Genomic DNA, 17,959 nt, shown 5'->3' with positions numbered 1-17,959 from the left:
CTTAAACAGATGATTCATTCTTCGTTGCTTGAAGAGAGGCATTTTTTCTCGCCTTTCTCCCTTTTAACCAATGGACAAGTAATCGAATGGCTGCAAGCATAGCATGTCCAATCCGAAAATAAGCTATACATGCAAAGTGTGTCTGTGATACTTTGTGCTGAAAAGCGGGAATCACTTCATAGACGGGTTTGTGCTTAAAGGTGAGGTGCTCCTGCATAAAGGCAAGAAGTGCTCCTTTGACTGACCACACACCACCGGCTGCTACACCTGTTAAAGCTGCGTCATGAAAACCAATCCATGTGGACCAGTGAAATGAGACGATTTTTATATGAATGAAAAACTTTCGCATGATCCGGTTTAGATCGACAATTTCTTTTGTAATACGCTCCATTTGATGAAGGATTTCCTTTACATCACGTTTTCCCACTTTTTTATGCATGGTTTCTTTTTCTTGATTAGGCGTTTTGGTGCTGGCCATTTTCTTTTCACGAATATCAATCGTTTGATCTTCCGTATTCACTTTCACCATCGGAATGTCTTTCTTCAGTCTGACGATTCCATATAAGGTGATGATCTTCACCGCAATATGGTCATTGTCATTTGCATGTGAATAGTCCAGTGAAATGGTCACTTTCATAAAGATCAATAAGATCACAAGGAACAAAAAAGCTGCGATCCAAACGTACAGCACTGTGCTCACTTCCTCCATAACAAATGATGCTTCCTCTACGATTATGGCTCTCCTTCTGGATTTTATACCCAATCACCCAAAAAAAAGAGTTTGACCGGTACCCGGCCAAACTCTCTTTGATTATGCGTTTGATTCTGTTTTTTCATATAAATGTTCATGAACAACCACCGTATCTGCAAAGTAGTCATGAACCCCTTGCTTTTTCGGCGTAAACCCAACCACGGCATAGAGAACAAAAAGCGTATTAATATATCGCCCCACAATTTCTCTAAAGAAAATGACATCCCATGGCAGCTTCTTCTCCGGCTGAAGTGAGACGACTTTGATTCCAAACACCATCTTTCCAAGTGTTTGTTGGAAAATCTTCGTCATGATCGCAAAATAAAGCAGAAAGACAATTGTCGTTGTGACGGAAAATGGGGAAAACCAACCTCCCCCTTTTGACCAGCCAAAGAGACTAAAGATTGGAGAAACCGTCAAATGGTTAACACCCCATACGACGAGCCAATCTAGGATAAATGCCCAAAATCTAATCCAGAAACCTGCAAAGGCCTGCGCTTCAATTGAAGTGCGCTTCGCAAGAGTCGGCCTTGATTCTCCCTCTTGGCTGCGACTTTCCGTTACTTCATCGAATGTAGAATCCATCTATGATCCCTCCTTTATTTTGAATAGAGATACATCGGTTTAGACCCATTTGAGCCAGCCAGTGTTTCTTTTAAGTTCAGAAAATCAATTTCGCTTTTAAAGAGCTTGCTTGCACTCATATTGAAAAGAGAGTTCCAGCCAAAGCTTTGTGAATAGCTGATAACCTTTGCCCCTTTTAGGCCTTTTTCATTTTTCTTCATTGCTTTTAGTGCATCTTCATAGTACCCAAGCTCATCTACTAATCCGTTCGATTTCGCCTGTGTTCCGTCATAGACCCGGCCGTCAGCAATTTTCTTGACGTCCTGCTTAGACATGCCGCGTCCTTCAGAAATGACTTTCACAAAGCCTTCATAAGAGTTGTCAACCATGCTTTGCATGATAGCACGCTCATCTTTTGTCATATCACGATTTGGAGACATGATGTCTTTGAATTTTCCACTTTTAATGGTTTCATATTTGATGCCTAAATTATCTGCCAGCTTTGCATAATTCAAACTTTGCATGATGACCCCTAGAGAGCCTGTTAACGTTTCAGGTGAAGCAAAGATTTTTTTCGCTGGAGTGGATACATAATAGCCGCCAGAAGCCGCCATTGAACCCATGGAAACATAAATTGGCTTCTTCGCTTTCTTTACTTCTTCTAATTTTTTATGTATTTCAGCACTTTCATAGACACCGCCGCCAGGAGAGTTGACACGCAGCAAGACACCTTTCACAGACGCATCGTCTTTTGCTTTATCTAATTCTTTTAAGAACGCACGATGATCATATGCTTCCCCGCCTAAAAGGCTGGATGCACCACCGTTATCTTGAATCGTACCATTAATCTCAAGTACAGCAATTTTACTCGCTCCGCTGCCATCCTCTAGTACCTTTTCTTCGATTTCGTCCCCGAATTGATAGCTCATCTTATTATCATTGAAGCTTTCATACAAGGCCGTCGTGATACTAATCACAATCGAAAAGCCGAAAACACCAAGTGCAATGATTAAGGCTACCCATCTTTTCGCATTCATTTCTTTCTCCTCCTTTTTGTCTCACTTCGTTCATACGAATACACACATGAAATGTTTCACAGGAACTGTGGTTTTTTTACATTTCATTTCAACATATGATAGCACCGATGTGAAATGACGATCAACTTTACATCTTCTATCATTTGCTCATCATGACGAAAAATTGGTTATTTTATCCTCTTTCCACATCTAATAGCTCAGATCATCCCACAACGAAACGCCCAGACCTCTCTATCCTCCAAAATGAGCTATTAAATTATGCTCAAAGTCAGCGTTGTCTAATCACTTACAATGACTCATTTCTCAAATGGAAGCCTCTATCATGATGAAGCGTCTTTCTAATATTTTTACTTTCATATGAAAAAAGTGTAAAATGTGAGCAAGGGTTTTTATGTAAGCCCTTTACTACTCGAAATCTATTTTTGACAACAAAGGGGAGAACGTCAATGACAGACAATCGTCGCAATGTATTTTTCTTTTACAAAAAAGATCATGAATTGGATGGACACATTTCTTCTCTGGAGAAGCTCGCTACCGATCAAGGCTTTCACGTCGTAAAGCGTGCAGAAGATGCCCATATCATTGCTTCAATTGGTGGAGATGGTACATTTCTTCAAGCGGTCCGCAAAACGAACTTCCGGGATGACTGCTTGTATGTAGGGGTATCAAAAACAGAGAATTCGCACCTATACTGCGATTTTTCGTTAGAACATTTTGATCAAATGATTGATGCCATGAACACTGAACAAATTGAAGTGAGAAAATATCCGATCATCGATGTAAGCGTTGACAGTACAAACCAGTTCCATTGTTTAAACGAACTGTCGATCCGCTCTAGCATCATTAAAACATTTGTCATCGATGTGTATATAGATGATTTCCATTTTGAAACCTTTAGAGGCGACGGGATGATTATTTCCACTCCGACCGGTTCAACGGCCTACAATAAATCTGTCAACGGCGCCGTGGTGGATCCGATGCTTCCGTGTATGCAAGTAACCGAGCTGGCATCGCTGAATAACAACTCATACCGTACACTTGGAGCTCCTTTCATTTTAAGCAGTGATCGCAAACTGACACTAAAGGTTGTTCAGGACGGTAACGACCATCCGATTATCGGTCTTGATAACGAAGCGCTAGGTACAAAACATGTCAAACAAATTGACATTGGCCTTTCTGGTAAAGTGATCAAAACGGTCAAATTAAAAGATAACTCCTATTGGGAAAAAGTAAAACGCAGATTCCTTTAATCATTGACAAGCTCCTTTACGGGGCTTTTTTTCATGCTTTTTCATTCAAGGTCATGGTGTCTTTGAAAAGATATGGTATGATGTCACAAGTATACATGTACGAAAAGGAGAACACGATGCCATTACAACATTTTGATCAATATCCATTAAGCGATGAATTGAAACAAGCGCTAGAAGCGCTTCATTTCCATACACCTACACCTGTTCAGCACGAGACATTATCCGTTGCTTTTTCAAAGCAGGACCTCATTGTCAAATCTCAGACAGGCAGTGGCAAAACAGCAGCCTACGGTCTGCCAATTTGTGAAATGGTGGATTGGGCTGAGAATAAACCTCAAGCCCTCATCCTCGTCCCAACAAGAGAACTTGCCATGCAGGTCAAACAGGATCTGACCAGCCTCGGACGATTTAAACGAATCAAAGCGGCCGCCATTTATGGAAAAGCTCCATTTCAAGCACAAAAAATAGAGCTTGCACAAAAGAACCACATTGTGTGCGGAACGCCAGGACGAATATTGGATCACCTCGAAAAAGGGACACTTTCTTTAGACAATCTGTCATTTTTCGTGTTAGATGAAGCAGACGAAATGCTGAACATGGGATTTATTGATCAAGTCTCTTCTATTATTCAGCATCTGCCGCCAAAGCGGATGTCGATGTTATTTTCAGCGACGATGTCTGATGAAATGAAGGATTTGAGTGAGCAGTTTTTACAATCGCCAAAAGTGATAGAGATTGCTCGGGAGGAAACGACGAAGCAGCAAATCACCCACACGTTGATTGAAACCGAGGAAGAAGGCAAGTTTTCATTACTTCAACGAACGATTGTCATTGAAAATCCAGATAGCTGTATCATTTTTTGCAATACGCAGGAGCGAGTGAATGAGCTGACGATGAAGCTAGATGAGTGGGATGTTCCTTGCGATAAGATTCATGGCGGGATGAGGCAGGAAGACCGCTTTGCCGTCATGGATGAATTTAAAAACGGGGAATTCCGTTATTTGATCGCAACAGATATTGCAGCCCGAGGAATTGATGTCAGTGATATGACACATGTCATTCATTACGACTTGCCATATGAAAAAGACCGCTACATTCACCGGACTGGAAGAACTGGCAGAGCGGGTAAAAGCGGAAAAACGATTGCGTTTATGACAAGGCACGGGCAGCCGCTCATTGAAGAATTAAAAGAGGAAGCTGGCATTCATTTTCAAATTCAGCCTTATCCTACAAAAGAAGAAGCAGAACAGCATGTGGCAAGCTTTGAAGAAAAAATTGAAACACCGATTCAAAAGGAAAATAAGCAGGCCGGCATAGAAAAAGATATTATGAAGCTGTATTTTAATGGCGGGAAGAAAAAGAAACTCCGGGCAGTTGATTTCGTTGGAACGATCGCCAAAATAGACGGCGTTGCGTTTGATGACATTGGGATTATTACCATTCAGGAAACGAAAACATATGTAGATATTTTAAATGGCAAAGGCCCTCTTGTGCTAAAAGCCATGCGGCACACAACGATTAAAGGCAAGCAGTTAAAAGTACATGAAGCACGTGCATAAAAAGTGAAGGCTAAGCGCCTTTACTTTTTTTATTTAAAATAAAATAAGCTTACAACCCTTGAACCATCAGCCTTTCCCGCGTCCAACATGACAAATGTCATATTGAATACATGATGGGTGCTACTATGAGCATGACACCTTTCCTTCTATACTTTGAAGTAGAAAGAAACGGAAAGGACTTGAACGTTCATGACGACTTCAACAAACACACAGCAGCAAGCCACTTTAAGAAAACAAGTTGGCCAATTCTCTGGTGCTAATTCGAAAAAAAGTATCATTCAACTCTTTAATACATTCATTCCATTTTTGGGGCTTTGGTTTCTTGCCTATTATAGCCTGAACATCTCCTACCTTTTAACCCTCTTCTTTGCGGTGATTGCAGCTGGTTTTTTAGTACGTGTCTTTATTATTTTTCACGACTGCTGCCATCAATCCTTTTTTAAACAGAAGCCGCTAAATCACCTGTTCGGATTTGTAACGGGCGTACTCACCCTTTTCCCTTATCTTCAATGGCAAAGAGATCATTCAATTCACCATGCCACAAGCAGTAATCTAGACAAACGAGGTACTGGCGACATTTGGCTACTGACAGTCAAAGAATATCAAGAGGCATCAGCTTGGACGAAGTTTCGCTACAGATTTTACCGTAATCCTTTTGTGATGTTTATTTTAGGACCGATCTTTGTTTTTCTCTTAAAAAACCGTTTCAACGTCAAAAATGCTCGTAAAAAAGAGCGCTGGAACACGTATTTCACAAACGTGAGCATCATTGCGCTAGCAACTGCAACGTGTCTTCTTTTTGGCTGGCAGGAGTTCCTGCTTGTCCAAGGTCCAATCTTCCTGATCTCAGGGTCAATCGGTGTATGGTTATTTTATGTGCAGCATACATTTGAAGATTCTTACTTTGAAGCAGATGAACATTGGAATTATGTGCAGGCAGCTGTAGAAGGCAGTTCTTTTTACAAATTGCCAAAACTTCTTCAATGGTTAACAGGCAATATTGGTTACCACCATGTCCATCATTTAAGCCCGAGGGTACCGAATTATCACTTGGAGCATGCACATGATCATAGTGAGCCGCTTCAAAATGTGCCAACCATCACTTTAAAAACAAGTATCGAATCAATGAAATTTAGACTTTGGGATGAAGAAACGAAAGCATTCGTTACCTTTAAAGAAGCACGGCAATCTAAGAAGATGCCCGCACCTGTCATTAAAGGAGACATTCTGAAGAAGAATGCATAATTGGCGCAAGCTCTTTCTTACAATAGAAGGAGCTTGTTGTATTTGCAGGATGCAGTCACCTGTTCAATTTGATAAAGTAGTGAAAAAGACTGAAAAAATGAAAAAGGTGAATCACGGATGAAAAAACAACTTAAAATTCAAAAACTGCATGGGATTTCCCCATATATTTGGGCGATTTTTTTCATCCTGCCCTTTTATTTTATCTTTAAGACCCCTTCGACTTTAAGCATTGTGATCGGCATTATCTTAAACGTCGTTTTTTTTTGCGGTCTACCGTTTTGCCTTTGTCTCAAAGGGCTGGTCGTTATATGTATTCGGCCTTCTATTAATCGCCATTTCGACTGGTTATGTGATGCTCTATAGCTACATTTATTTTGCTTTTTGTATCGCCTATTTCAACGGGCATATCAAAAGAAAAGTCCCTTTCTATATCTTATACTATATTCATCTAGGGAGCGCTGCCGTAGCGGTGAATTTTAGCCTGATCTTAAAAAAGGGCTGGTTTCTCACACAAATTCCGTTTGTCGTGATTACACTGATCAGCGCCATCCTCCTCCCTCTTAGCATTCGAAGCAGGAAGGAACGTGAACGGCTAGAAGAGAAATTAGAATATGCCAATGAACGGATCGCCGATCTTGTCAAACTTGAAGAAAGACAGCGCATTGCTCGCGATCTGCATGACACACTTGGACAAAAACTCTCTCTCATTGGATTAAAGAGTGACCTTGCCCGTAAGCTCGTGTATAAAGATCCTGAACAGGCTCGTGCCGAACTAAAGAGTGTTCAGCAGACAGCTAGAACGTCTCTAAATGAAGTGCGGAAAATTGTTTCTTCCATGAAAGGTATTCGGATCAAAGATGAGATATTGAATATCAAGCAAATCCTTGAAGCCGCCGATATTGACATGATTTATGATGAAAAGGAAGCGCCGAAACACATCTCTCTTCTGAACGAAAACATTGTGAGCATGTGCATCAAAGAGGCCGTGACGAATGTCGTCAAACATAGCGACGCCACTGTCTGTCAAATCACCATTCATCAAAAGTCAAAGGAAGCTGTCATTACAGTTGAGGATAACGGCACATTTAAAGGCAGTCATCCATCCTCTCAAACGAAGGGACATGGCCTTTTAGGGATTAGAGAAAGATTGGAATTTGCAAATGGACGCCTGCACATTGAGACAAAAAACGGGACGAAGCTGATCATGAGCATTCCAAATGATTCAGCAGCGAAAGATAAGGAGGAAATAAAATGATTAACATCTTTATCGCAGAGGATCAGCAAATGCTGCTCGGTGCTCTTGGATCGCTTCTCGATTTAGAAGACGATATGACGGTTGTTGGAAAAGGCACAAACGGCCAGGACGCCATAGATTTTGCTAAAAAACACCCGGTCGACATTTGTTTAATGGATATTGAGATGCCAGGAAAATCTGGGCTCGATGCCGCTGAAGAACTCAAAAAGTCTGATGTGAAGATCATCATTTTAACTACCTTTGCCCGTTCTGGCTATTTTCAAAGAGCGCTGAAAGCTGGCGTTAGCGGCTACATGCTGAAAGACAGCCCAAGCGAGGATTTGGCAAGTGCCATCCGCAGCGTGATGAAAGGGAAAAAGGTGTACGCCCCTGAATTAATGGAAGACTTGTATTGCGACGAAAATCCTTTAACTGAACGAGAAAAGTCGGTTCTAGAACTCGTCGCAGACGGAAAAAACACAAAAGAAATCGCCAAGGAACTCAGCATAAAAAGCGGCACTGTCCGAAACTACATATCCGTTATTTTAGATAAACTAGAAGTCAAAAACCGAATTGAAGCCATCACTCGTTCCAAAGAAAAAGGCTGGTTTAAATAAGAAAAAAGATCAGGTCAGACACTGCCTTGATCTTTTTTTCTTTCTATCCGAATTCCTCTATCCACTGCTAAAATATCATTGACAACAAACCTCACATCTATGGTATGATATCTGAGTGATAATAATTATCATTATCACTCATACAACCAAATACACGGCTTATGTGCCGATTTCAAAGGAGTCTACATTCATGAAGAAAATATTGTTCCCTCTGATGCTCATCTTCGTACTTGCGTTGAGCGCATGTGGCAATAGCAGCAACTCTTCCTCAAATAAGGGAAAAAATCAATCAACGTCAGACACGATTACATATCAATCTGAAAATGGACCTGTGAAGTTGCCAGCAAATCCAAAACGTGTTGTTGTTCTCGCCTCTTATACAGGAAATGTCTTGTCACTTGGTGTGAACCTTGTGGGTGTTGACTCTTGGTCAAAAAAGAATCCACGTTTCAAAAAGAAATTAAAAAATGTGGAAGAAGTATCAGATGAAAATGTAGAAAAAATCATGAAGCTAAAGCCTGATGTCATCATTGGTTTAAGCGGTGCAAAAAATGTAGAAAAACTAAAAAAAATCGCCCCAACTGTTTTATTCACGTATAACAAAGTCGATTACCTTCAGCAGCATATTGAAATTGGAAAAGTCTTAAACAAAGAAAAAGAAGCAGAAGCATGGGTCAAGGATTTCAAACAGCGCGCAGCTGAAGCTGGCAAAGAAATCAAAGCAAAAATCGGTGAAGATGCAACCGTATCTGTCTTTGAAAGCGGCACAAAAGATCTTTACGTCTTTGGAGATGCATGGGGACGCGGAACAGAAATCCTCTACCAAGCAATGAAACTAAAAATGCCGGAAAAAGTAAAAGAAAAAGCATTAAAAGCTGGTTATTATGCGGTATCACAAGAGGTCATCCCTGAATTTGCCGGAGACTATATGATCATTAGCAAAAACAGCGAAATGGACAATTCCTATCAAAACAGTGAAATCTATAAGTCCATTCCTGCTGTGAAAAAACATCGTGTGTATGAAGCAAATGCGGAAGAGTTTTACTTTAATGACCCGCTCACACTTGAATATCAATTATCATTCTTTAAAAAGCACTTTTTAGGTAAATAAACCGAAGCAAGGGATCTCTTCCCTTGCTTTTTTACTGTCTGCTTCTAGCGGGAGTGCCTGTTTTCCGCTACAATGATGTACAAGTAATTCAAAAAGTGTGGTGCTCGTTTTGTTTAAAATTTTGCTGATTGAGGATGATACAACCCTCTTCCAAGAAATCAAAGAACGTTTAGTCAACTGGTCTTATGATGTGTATGGGATCAACAATTTTCAACAGGTCATGCAGGAGTTCACTTCCATCCAGCCTGATTTAGTCATTATTGATATTCAGCTACCAAAGTACGATGGCTTTCATTGGTGCCGGATGATTCGGCATCATTCTAATGTGCCCATCATCTTTCTTTCCTCTCGTGATCATCCTGCTGATATGGTCATGTCGATGCAGCTTGGAGCTGATGATTTTGTACAAAAGCCCTTTCACTTTGACGTTCTCATCGCCAAAGTAAGTGCTGTTCTTCGCCGAGTCCATGATTACAATGCGGAACCAGCCAACTTAAAAGTCTGGTGCGGCGCTACCCTTGATCTCGAAAATAATACAGTGACAAATGAAAACGGTGAGATTGAATTAACAAAAAATGAGTTTTTTATTCTAAAAGAATTAATTCAGCATAAAAACCATATCGTCAAAAGGGAATCTCTCATCCAAGCTTTATGGGACGATGAACGATTCGTGAGTGACAATACACTCACTGTAAACGTCAACCGCCTTAGAAAAAAACTAGACGAAATCTCCCTTGGCGCCTTCATTGAAACAAAGGTGGGTCAAGGTTATCTTGCAAAAGAAAAGGATGATCAATGATGCTGCAAGCATTTCTAAAAGAACGAAGAAGCTGGATCTTGTTCTTTCTTAGTTTGCAGCTTCTCATTCTCTTTGTTGCATATTTGGATACAACGATTCCACTCGCTTCTCTTTTTTATATCGTGCTTTTGTCTACATTACTCTTCATTGTTTTTCTTTTTTTTCGTTACCGGAAAGAAACTGCTTATTACATGCAACTGAAAGAATGGGATGAAAATATAGACCATCAAATGCGTCTCAAACCCTCTTCCCCCTTTGAACAAATTGTACAGGAGGCAGCGTCAGAGCAAATCGACCGATACCGCCAGATGACGACTAAGCAAAAGACTGCGCTGGAAGAAGAAAAAGATGAACTGCTCTCATGGATACATGAGGTGAAAACGCCGCTCACGGCGATGCACTTAATGATTGACCGCATAACAGAACAGCCGCTCAAAACAAATATGACATATGAATGGCTTAGAATACATTTACTCCTTGATGCACAGCTGCATCAGAGCAGGATCCAACATATTGAAAATGATTTATTTATTGAAAAACTGGATCTCCAAAACATGCTAACGAAAGAAATCAAAGCGCTCCAATCGTGGTGTATGCAAAAAGGAATTGGCTTTGACCTTTTATTAGAAGAGCGAGATGTATTAAGTGATACAAAATGGTTATCCTTTATGATCAGACAAGTGCTGACAAACGCCGTCAAGTACAGCCAATCATCTGACATTATCATCGAAAGCAAACAAATGAACGAACAAGTGGTGCTCACCATCACAGATCAAGGCAGAGGAATTGACCCAAGAGACGTGTCCCGTATTTTTGAAAAAGGCTTTACCTCCACAAGACATCACAATGACGCGGCCTCCACAGGCATGGGGCTCTATTTAACGAAAAAGGGAGCTGACGCTCTTCATATCACGATCGAGGTCAACTCCACATTAGATCAAGGGACAACTTTCACCTTTATTTTTCCGAAAAAGAATGATTTTGTGCATATTGCAAGCATGTGAACATACAGTTCAAGAAACCCAATCTCTTCATCCAACGATGCATTGAAGAGATTGGGTGATTTTATACAGCCATATCACGCTACTTCACGGCATATTTCTCCTAGCTGTTTCCTTCTATAAATACTCATTAGCAGCCCGACTGACATCATTTCTAGAAGAATATGAGATCCCCCATAGCTCATAAAAGGCATGGAAACTCCTGATATAGGCAATAATCCAAAGTTTGTGAAAATACTTAAGATAAATTTTGCTGCAAATGTGGTTGCCAAACCAATCATTAATATTTTGCCATAAGCAGATTGAACTCGTTTCGCTGTATGAACTACTCTATAAATCAAAGTCACAAACAACATAAGAACGGCCAATCCTGCAAACCATCCGAATGAATAAATGATATACGTCAACATCCAATCAGTGTGAACATCATACAATGCGTACGGATTTATTTGAAAACCATTTGAGCTAAATTCATGAAGTGAGTATTGGTAAAAGTGGGCCATATCAGCTTGATAAAGAGAAAATAATTGAACAATGAGATAGACAATACCTGTTGCTGTAAACAGAATAAGCTGTCTCATTCTTGCATGAGATACATACATCATCGTTATGCATATGACCATAAAGGTGATGGTTGCAGAAAGAGATCCGACTATATGTAATAAAATAATGGGTAAAGTGACAATCGCTAACCCTAGCCAGGACTTGAAACCATTCTTCCAATTCCAAGATTGATAAATGCCAGCTAACGAAATAATCATCAGAAATGGAAAAATTTCAGTCAGATTGATCAATCCATTATTTAAGCTTAAAAAGAGAATACCGTTCACTCTTGTCCCAATCATCATTGTAAGAATCAGCATTCCAATCGTTCCTATGTATAAATGCCATGAATAGGGTAAAAAGCGCCGATAATCAAAAGCAAACAGTCCAAGCATCAACGCAAGACCAAATACATAGTAAATGAGACTTTTATAAAAGATATTCGTGTCTTGAAAATGAAGTAAATGAGAATGAAACTGAAAATAATACATTACAAACAGCCCAAATAAACAAGTAGCTAATACAAGAAGTATCGTTTTAAAGTCAACTTGAGTTTTGTGTGTTTCATGAAGCTGCATTCCGAGTATGGCTGCATCTCCAATTTGATCGAGCGCTTGATCTACCGCCTCTTCTTCTGACATGCCCGCACTGACCGCTTCCTCTTTCAGCGTGTATAAATGATCACGAAGCTCAAGCTTTATACTTGCATGTACGTCTTTATTTTTGATTCGTTTACACACATTTTTGATATATTGTTCAAACTTTTTCTCTAGTCCCATACGACTTTCTCCCCGTTCAAAACGCCATCTACTGCATCTTTAAACACAGTCCATTCTTCTTTCTTTTCCTTCATAAACGCTTTGCCCTGTTCATTAATCCGATAATACTTCCTTTTTCGATTGCCATTCCCTTCACCCCAGTAAGACACAATGAATCCTTTCCCCTCCAAAGTGTGCAAAATAGGATATATCGTCCCCTCTTTAAAGCTAAAAATCCCTTCGGATTTCGACTCCAATTCCTTAATCATTTCATATCCATACATCGGCTTTTCATTTAACAAGCTTAAAATAAGGGTAGCTGTACTCCCCTTTAGAAGCTCTTTACTCACTTTCATCCATCGTCACCTCTAATACATAGATTTACTATGCATATATTTGATATGCATATCTTACATGAAATCAAATACTCTGTAAAGGTTCATCAGAAAAAAACAAGAAATTTGATACATCATAGCGAAAAACAGATAAAATAATTGAATAACAATCTGAATTCTACATAAGGCTTTGACATATCAAACAAGCATGTGACAACAATGTCACATGCTCGTCTGTTTTGTTCGCCAAATCGCAGGAAGTCTGATCGGCTTCTTTTTATACTAGAGATATCAATTAAATAAAAAAGGGGTTCGACAGATGAACATTTTAGAAGCTCGCAAGTTATATAAAAGCTATGGAAATAAATTCAATAAACAAGAGGTGCTGAAAGGCATTGATTTGACGATAGAAGCTGGAGAATTTGTCAGCATCATGGGGCCATCAGGCTCGGGGAAAACGACCCTTTTGAACGTATTGTCATCGATTGATCATGTGTCCAGCGGATCGATTCGGATCGCAGATGCAGATATGACGCAAATGAAAGATCAGCAGCTCGCTGAATTTAGAAAGAAACAGCTTGGCTTTGTTTTTCAGGATTACAACTTACTTGATACACTCACGGTTAAAGAGAACATCCTCTTGCCATTATCCATCTCCAAAACGCCTAAAAAAGAAGCTTTTGAACGCTTTCAACAGCTTGCAGAGGATATGGGGATTTATGAACTAAGAGACAAATATCCAAATGAACTGTCTGGTGGACAAAAGCAACGGACATCTGCAGTACGTGCCTTTATTCATGAACCAAGCCTCATTTTTGCTGATGAACCAACTGGAGCACTTGATTCCAAATCTGCTTCTGACTTACTGAACAAGCTGCAAGAATTCAATCACAAGCGCAAAGCAACCATTGTCATGGTGACGCATGACCCTGTTGCAGCCAGTTATTCAAGACGAGTGATTTTTATCAAAGATGGACAGATCTATACACAATTGAATAAAGGCGCTCTAGAGAGAAAGATGTTTTTCGAGGATATTATGAAAACGCAAGGTGTTTTAGGCGGTGTGAAGCATGAACATTAATCAGCTCGTCTTCCGCAATCTGAAGAAAAACTTAAAAAATTACTATTTATACGTGTTTGCACTTGTATTTAGTGTGGCGCTCTACTTTTCTTTTGTCACCTTGCAGTACTCACCAGCACTTGATGATGTAAAGGGGTCCATTAAGGGCGGTGCGTCGATTAAAGCCGCTTCAGTACTACTCATTGCCATTGTTGGAATCTTCCTGTTATATGCGAACAGCATTTTTATTAAACGAAGAGGGAGAGAAATAGGTCTCCTGCAGCTCATTGGCATGACGAAACAAAAAATTTCCAAACTACTCAATGCAGAAAACTTTATCCTATATGTGGTCTCCATGGCTATTGGTATCATAGCTGGATTTATCGGTTCAAAACTCATGCTGATGGTGCTATTTAAAGTAACCGGCGTGAACGCCATCGCCAACCTGCATTTTTCAGGCATGGCCCTTTTGCAGACACTGATCGTCTTTTTCGTCATCTATGGATTAATTATGTTAAGAAATCGATGGTTTATTAATAGACAGACGATTTTATCTTTATTTAGAACCACGTCTTCTACAGAACAGCGTGTGAAAAAAATCTCTGTGTTTGAAATCATCATTGGGGTTCTAGGCATTGCATTCATCAGCTCAGGCTATTATATTTCTTCTAAGCTTTTTACCGGCACATATACGTCCATGCTTGCGTTACTTTTAGCGATGATTTATATTCTAGCCTCTGTCATTATCGGTACCTTTCTTTTCTATAAAGGCTCTGTTTCGTTCATTGCCAATATCGTACGCAAACGAAAAAATGGCTATCTCGCCATTCATGAAGTCCTGTCTCTGTCATCTATTATGTTCCGGTTAAAATCAAACGCACTGCTTTTAACGATTATTACAACGGTATCTGCGCTTGCCATCGGGTTGTTATCTTTAAGCTACATTTCCTATTACTCAGCAGAAAAAACCGCTGAACAACAGATCCCTTCACATTTCGTCATGGGATCTGAGAAAGAAGCCAACACCTTCACTCGTGCACTTTCTGACAAACATATTGCGTATGAAACAAAGCAGTTCAAGGTCATTCAAGCGAAGTTTGACGCAAAAAAGATCATGGATTCAGAGATTAAAAATATGAATAATGATCCAGGTGTCTTAACTCTACCTGTGATCAGTGAGAAAAACGCACCGAATATTCATGTGAAAAGCAACGAAGTCATCTTAAGCGGCTACAGTGATTTATTGAAGAAATTCATGCCGATTCAAAGTTCAGGTGATGTGAAACTACTTATTAAGAAACCCCTTGATTTAAAGGTCATTGATATGAAGAAAGATTACCTCATCTCTTACAACTTCACGTTTGGTGGTCTACCTGTTGCTGTCGTCAGTCAAAGTGTCTTTGAGCAGCTTGACCAGCAGAAAGACCCTAAACTTCAGATTGAGAATAATCAATATCACGCAGTCAATATAAAAGATGATCAAAACCTTGAACAAGCGAATGATGTGTTTACCTCTTTAAAACTAGGTGACAACAGCATGTCTCAATTGGCTACCACTCAGCAGCAAAAGCAAACAATAGGACTGATGATGTTTGTGGTCGGATTTTTAGGCCTCAGCTTCCTTGTCACATCAGGCTGTATTTTATACTTTAAGCAAATGAATGAAAGTGAAGAAGAACAAAGCTCTTACACGATCTTGCGTAAGCTTGGTTTTACTGAGAAGGATCTATTAAAAGGTATTCGGCTCAAACAGCTATTTAACTTTGGGATTCCGCTCGTTGTCGGGTTGCTGCACAGCTACTTTGCAGTACAGTCAGGCTGGTTTTTATTCGGCGGTGAACTGTGGACACCAATGCTCATCGTCATGTCGATTTATACGGTGCTATATTCTATCTTCGGATTCCTATCTGTCCAGTATTACAAAAAAGTCATTAAAGAATCGTTGTAAAGTATTCCCCATAGGCAGTGGCCTATGGGGATATTGCATGTCATTTTGTTGATTCAAACTGATGCGATAAAATATGATCTCTTGCCGCATAAGCTTTTTGTTTGATCTCTTCTAAGTTCACTCCAACTAGCTTCCCATTTTGTTTCACTGCTTTTCCAGCCACATAGACAGAATCAACATTTGAAGGGTGTGCCGTTTGCACAACTGCCCCAGCTGGATCTGTCATCGGAAGAAGATTCATGCTTGTCCGATCGATCAAGATAAAATCAGCTTCTTTTCTAGGTGTGAGCGAGCCGATTTTGTCATCAAGCTTCAAGGCACGAGCCCCGTTTATTGTGGCTGCTTCAAGCATTTGCTGTGCAGACAATCCAAGTTCAGGCCCTGGCATCGTCCCTTCCATCAATAAAGATTGATTTTGAATCGCCCGCTCCGCCTGTAGTCCGAATTTCATTTGGGTAAATAAATCTCCGCCTGTCGCTGTCACCACATCTACACCAAGCGTTGGCAGAACGCCATTTTCAATGGCGAGCCCTGTGACAGGATATCCGTGTCCCATCATCATTTCAATCTCAGGTGTAATCGAGATGGAGCTTCCGCTGTCAGCTAACATCTTCATTTGATCTGCATCAATTGCATTGATATGCACCATATTCAAATCAGGCCCGAGCAGCCCTGCTTGATGAAGCCGCTCAATCGATCGATCCGCCGCTCCCCAATTTCCAAAGCCAATGTGCATACTGCATAATGCATCTAGTGATCTCGCTGTTTCAATTTCAAAGACGGTCGTCTCCCATGAAGAAAATTCAGGTCCACGAATGGCAAGTCCCATCGTCAACAGCTGATCCGATGATTGAAAATGTTTTTGTTTCACGCGGGCTGCGTCTTCCATATTCGTGAGCGTACTCTCTCTGTCCCAATACGCTGCATCTCCAGAGGTACCAAAACCAAAGACCGCTCGAATACCCGCATCTTTTAAACCTCCAATGAGTTCTTCTGTATGATCCATAGAATTGATCATCGTCCAGTCGAAAAACGTTGTCACTCCTGCATCTAATGCCTCTAATGCGCCTAAATAATTAGCAATTCGATCATCTGATGGACGTCTCATCGCCCCATAGTTGCCATAATAAATTTTGCTCAAATACGTTTGCAAAGACCAATCTGTTCCGATCCCCCGTATGACAGACTGCCACACATGACGATGGGTATCCACAAGCCCTGGCATGATGACCATGTCAGACGCATCCACAACATCAGCACCGCTTGCTTCAATCGAAGGTCCGACTTCTACAATATGTGCCCCTTCAATTAATAGATCTCCCTTCTCCAGAAAACCTAAAGATGGATCAAGTGTGATAAGAGCCGCATCTTTAAACAATGTTTTCTTCATCCATATCCCCCTTTTCAAATAAAGAGAATGAGTCACTCACCCTCTCTGTCATTTTAAGACATAACAGGTTCAAATTAGAAGAAAAGTGACTCAAGGAATGTGGTTTTATGAGCTGATATTCCGAAAATAGTTGTATATCCGTTTTAATTTCACGTCATGCTTCCCTTTTGGACTTTCCATCATGCCAAATTCAAAGAACTTCACCGGTTTAATCCCGACATATTGTAAAAGAGCTCGTTTCATTAACACCTTGTGGGCATTCTGCAAAAAGAAGAAAGGGTAGTGGGTCGGTCCTTGCATTGTCGATACACATACAGCCCTCTTTCCTTTTAACAAGCCTTCTGGAAGCAGACCGCCAGTTTGACGGTAAGCAAAATTCGCTGCAAACATGCGATCAATAAAACCAAGCAACATAGCTGGCGGCCTACCCCACCAAATCGGATAAACAAACACGATGTTGTCTGCCCATTTGATTTTCTCTTGATATTCTTGAATCTCAGGGTCCTTATGCATATCACGTCTTTTTTTCTCTTTATTAAAAATAAGTACAGGATCAAATTTGTCTTGGTATAAATCTATGATTCTCACTTCTTGAACGTTTGGATTTTCTTCACTGCCCTTTAGGATTTCTTTAAAAAAAGCACCATTTAAACTATTGTGGTGGGGGTGAGTATAAATAATGAGTACATTCATGGCTTATCTCCTTTAGTTATCATTTGATAACAAAAAGCATACACCCCTCTTTTTTAGTTGTCAA

At 40.3% G+C, this 17,959-nt stretch carries 16 protein-coding genes and 1 pseudogene; 10 read left to right on the top strand and 7 right to left on the bottom strand.

Annotation, left to right across the window (positions count from 1 at the left end):
• Nucleotide 1 precedes the first annotated feature (1 nt).
• The 3 genes from KFQ09_RS15460 to sppA form a co-directional block, all read right to left on the bottom strand.
• Nucleotides 2–709, bottom strand: a complete 708-nt coding sequence (locus KFQ09_RS15460) for a DUF2953 domain-containing protein (protein ID WP_017358280.1) — start codon at nucleotides 707–709, stop codon at nucleotides 2–4.
• A gap of 102 nt (nucleotides 710–811) precedes the next feature.
• On the bottom strand, nucleotides 812–1,336 hold the full coding sequence (locus tag KFQ09_RS15455) for an RDD family protein (protein WP_008343136.1): 525 nt from the start codon (nucleotides 1,334–1,336) through the stop codon (nucleotides 812–814).
• 14 nt (nucleotides 1,337–1,350) lie between these two features.
• The gene (gene sppA, locus KFQ09_RS15450; RefSeq protein ID WP_008343134.1) at nucleotides 1,351–2,352 is read right to left on the bottom strand and encodes a signal peptide peptidase SppA; all 1,002 of its coding nucleotides are present in this window, start codon (nucleotides 2,350–2,352) and stop codon (nucleotides 1,351–1,353) included.
• A 446-nt stretch (nucleotides 2,353–2,798) separates the two neighbouring features.
• Here sppA and KFQ09_RS15445 point away from each other — a divergent pair, with 446 nt between their 5' ends.
• The 8 genes and pseudogenes from KFQ09_RS15445 (at nucleotide 2,799) to KFQ09_RS15410 (ending at nucleotide 11,171) form a co-directional block, all read left to right on the top strand.
• Entirely contained in the window at nucleotides 2,799–3,602 is an 804-nt protein-coding gene (locus KFQ09_RS15445) for an NAD kinase (protein ID WP_017358281.1), read from the top strand.
• A 116-nt stretch (nucleotides 3,603–3,718) separates the two neighbouring features.
• Nucleotides 3,719–5,161 (top strand): DEAD/DEAH box helicase, encoded by a 1,443-nt coding sequence (locus KFQ09_RS15440; protein ID WP_255835808.1) that lies wholly within the window; start codon nucleotides 3,719–3,721, stop codon nucleotides 5,159–5,161.
• 189 nt (nucleotides 5,162–5,350) lie between these two features.
• Nucleotides 5,351–6,406, top strand: a complete 1,056-nt coding sequence (locus KFQ09_RS15435) for a Delta(5) desaturase DesA (RefSeq protein WP_007501745.1) — start codon at nucleotides 5,351–5,353, stop codon at nucleotides 6,404–6,406.
• A gap of 117 nt (nucleotides 6,407–6,523) precedes the next feature.
• A pseudogene (locus tag KFQ09_RS15430) lies at nucleotides 6,524–7,661 on the top strand (sensor histidine kinase).
• Complete coding sequence (locus KFQ09_RS15425; protein ID WP_017358285.1) at nucleotides 7,658–8,257, top strand: response regulator transcription factor; 600 nt, start codon at nucleotides 7,658–7,660, stop codon at nucleotides 8,255–8,257. Before KFQ09_RS15430 ends, KFQ09_RS15425 begins: the two are co-directional and overlap by 4 nt.
• A gap of 190 nt (nucleotides 8,258–8,447) precedes the next feature.
• Complete coding sequence (locus KFQ09_RS15420; RefSeq protein ID WP_060781282.1) at nucleotides 8,448–9,368, top strand: iron-hydroxamate ABC transporter substrate-binding protein; 921 nt, start codon at nucleotides 8,448–8,450, stop codon at nucleotides 9,366–9,368.
• A 109-nt stretch (nucleotides 9,369–9,477) separates the two neighbouring features.
• Nucleotides 9,478–10,167 carry a response regulator transcription factor gene (locus tag KFQ09_RS15415; RefSeq protein ID WP_025207787.1) on the top strand — a complete coding sequence of 230 codons (690 nt, stop codon included), beginning with the start codon at nucleotides 9,478–9,480 and terminating at the stop codon, nucleotides 10,165–10,167.
• On the top strand, nucleotides 10,167–11,171 hold the full coding sequence (locus KFQ09_RS15410) for a sensor histidine kinase (protein WP_046526490.1): 1,005 nt from the start codon (nucleotides 10,167–10,169) through the stop codon (nucleotides 11,169–11,171). Before KFQ09_RS15415 ends, KFQ09_RS15410 begins: the two co-directional genes overlap by 1 nt.
• Before the next feature lie 74 nt (nucleotides 11,172–11,245).
• Here the strand turns inward: KFQ09_RS15410 and KFQ09_RS15405 are convergent, their stop codons facing one another.
• Nucleotides 11,246–12,490 carry an FtsW/RodA/SpoVE family cell cycle protein gene (locus KFQ09_RS15405; protein ID WP_255835807.1) on the bottom strand — a complete coding sequence of 415 codons (1,245 nt, stop codon included), beginning with the start codon at nucleotides 12,488–12,490 and terminating at the stop codon, nucleotides 11,246–11,248.
• Nucleotides 12,481–12,825 carry a PadR family transcriptional regulator gene (locus KFQ09_RS15400; RefSeq protein WP_035391131.1) on the bottom strand — a complete coding sequence of 115 codons (345 nt, stop codon included), beginning with the start codon at nucleotides 12,823–12,825 and terminating at the stop codon, nucleotides 12,481–12,483. The genes KFQ09_RS15405 and KFQ09_RS15400 overlap by 10 nt, the downstream gene beginning before the upstream one ends.
• A gap of 298 nt (nucleotides 12,826–13,123) precedes the next feature.
• On the opposite strand from KFQ09_RS15400, the gene KFQ09_RS15395 reads away from it, so the two are divergent.
• Nucleotides 13,124–13,885: an ABC transporter ATP-binding protein gene (locus KFQ09_RS15395; RefSeq protein ID WP_017358290.1), complete on the top strand. Its 762-nt coding sequence runs from the start codon at nucleotides 13,124–13,126 to the stop codon at nucleotides 13,883–13,885.
• Nucleotides 13,875–15,812 carry an ABC transporter permease gene (locus tag KFQ09_RS15390; protein ID WP_255835806.1) on the top strand — a complete coding sequence of 646 codons (1,938 nt, stop codon included), beginning with the start codon at nucleotides 13,875–13,877 and terminating at the stop codon, nucleotides 15,810–15,812. Before KFQ09_RS15395 ends, KFQ09_RS15390 begins: the two co-directional genes overlap by 11 nt.
• A 40-nt stretch (nucleotides 15,813–15,852) precedes the next feature.
• Here the strand turns inward: KFQ09_RS15390 and KFQ09_RS15385 are convergent, their stop codons facing one another.
• Nucleotides 15,853–17,202, bottom strand: coding sequence for an amidohydrolase family protein (locus KFQ09_RS15385; protein WP_255835805.1), 1,350 nt, complete (start codon nucleotides 17,200–17,202; stop codon nucleotides 15,853–15,855).
• 105 nt (nucleotides 17,203–17,307) lie between these two features.
• Entirely contained in the window at nucleotides 17,308–17,895 is a 588-nt protein-coding gene (locus KFQ09_RS15380; RefSeq protein ID WP_048002746.1) for an NAD(P)H-dependent oxidoreductase, read from the bottom strand.
• Nucleotides 17,896–17,959 lie beyond the last annotated feature (64 nt).

Origin of the sequence: Bacillus sp. FS02 (genome assembly GCF_024398395.1) — a bacterium.
Taxonomy (GTDB): domain Bacteria; phylum Bacillota; class Bacilli; order Bacillales; family Bacillaceae; genus Bacillus; species Bacillus altitudinis.
The sequence above is the reverse complement of the archived record's forward strand: the minus strand, read 5'-3'. Positions and strand labels throughout refer to the sequence as shown.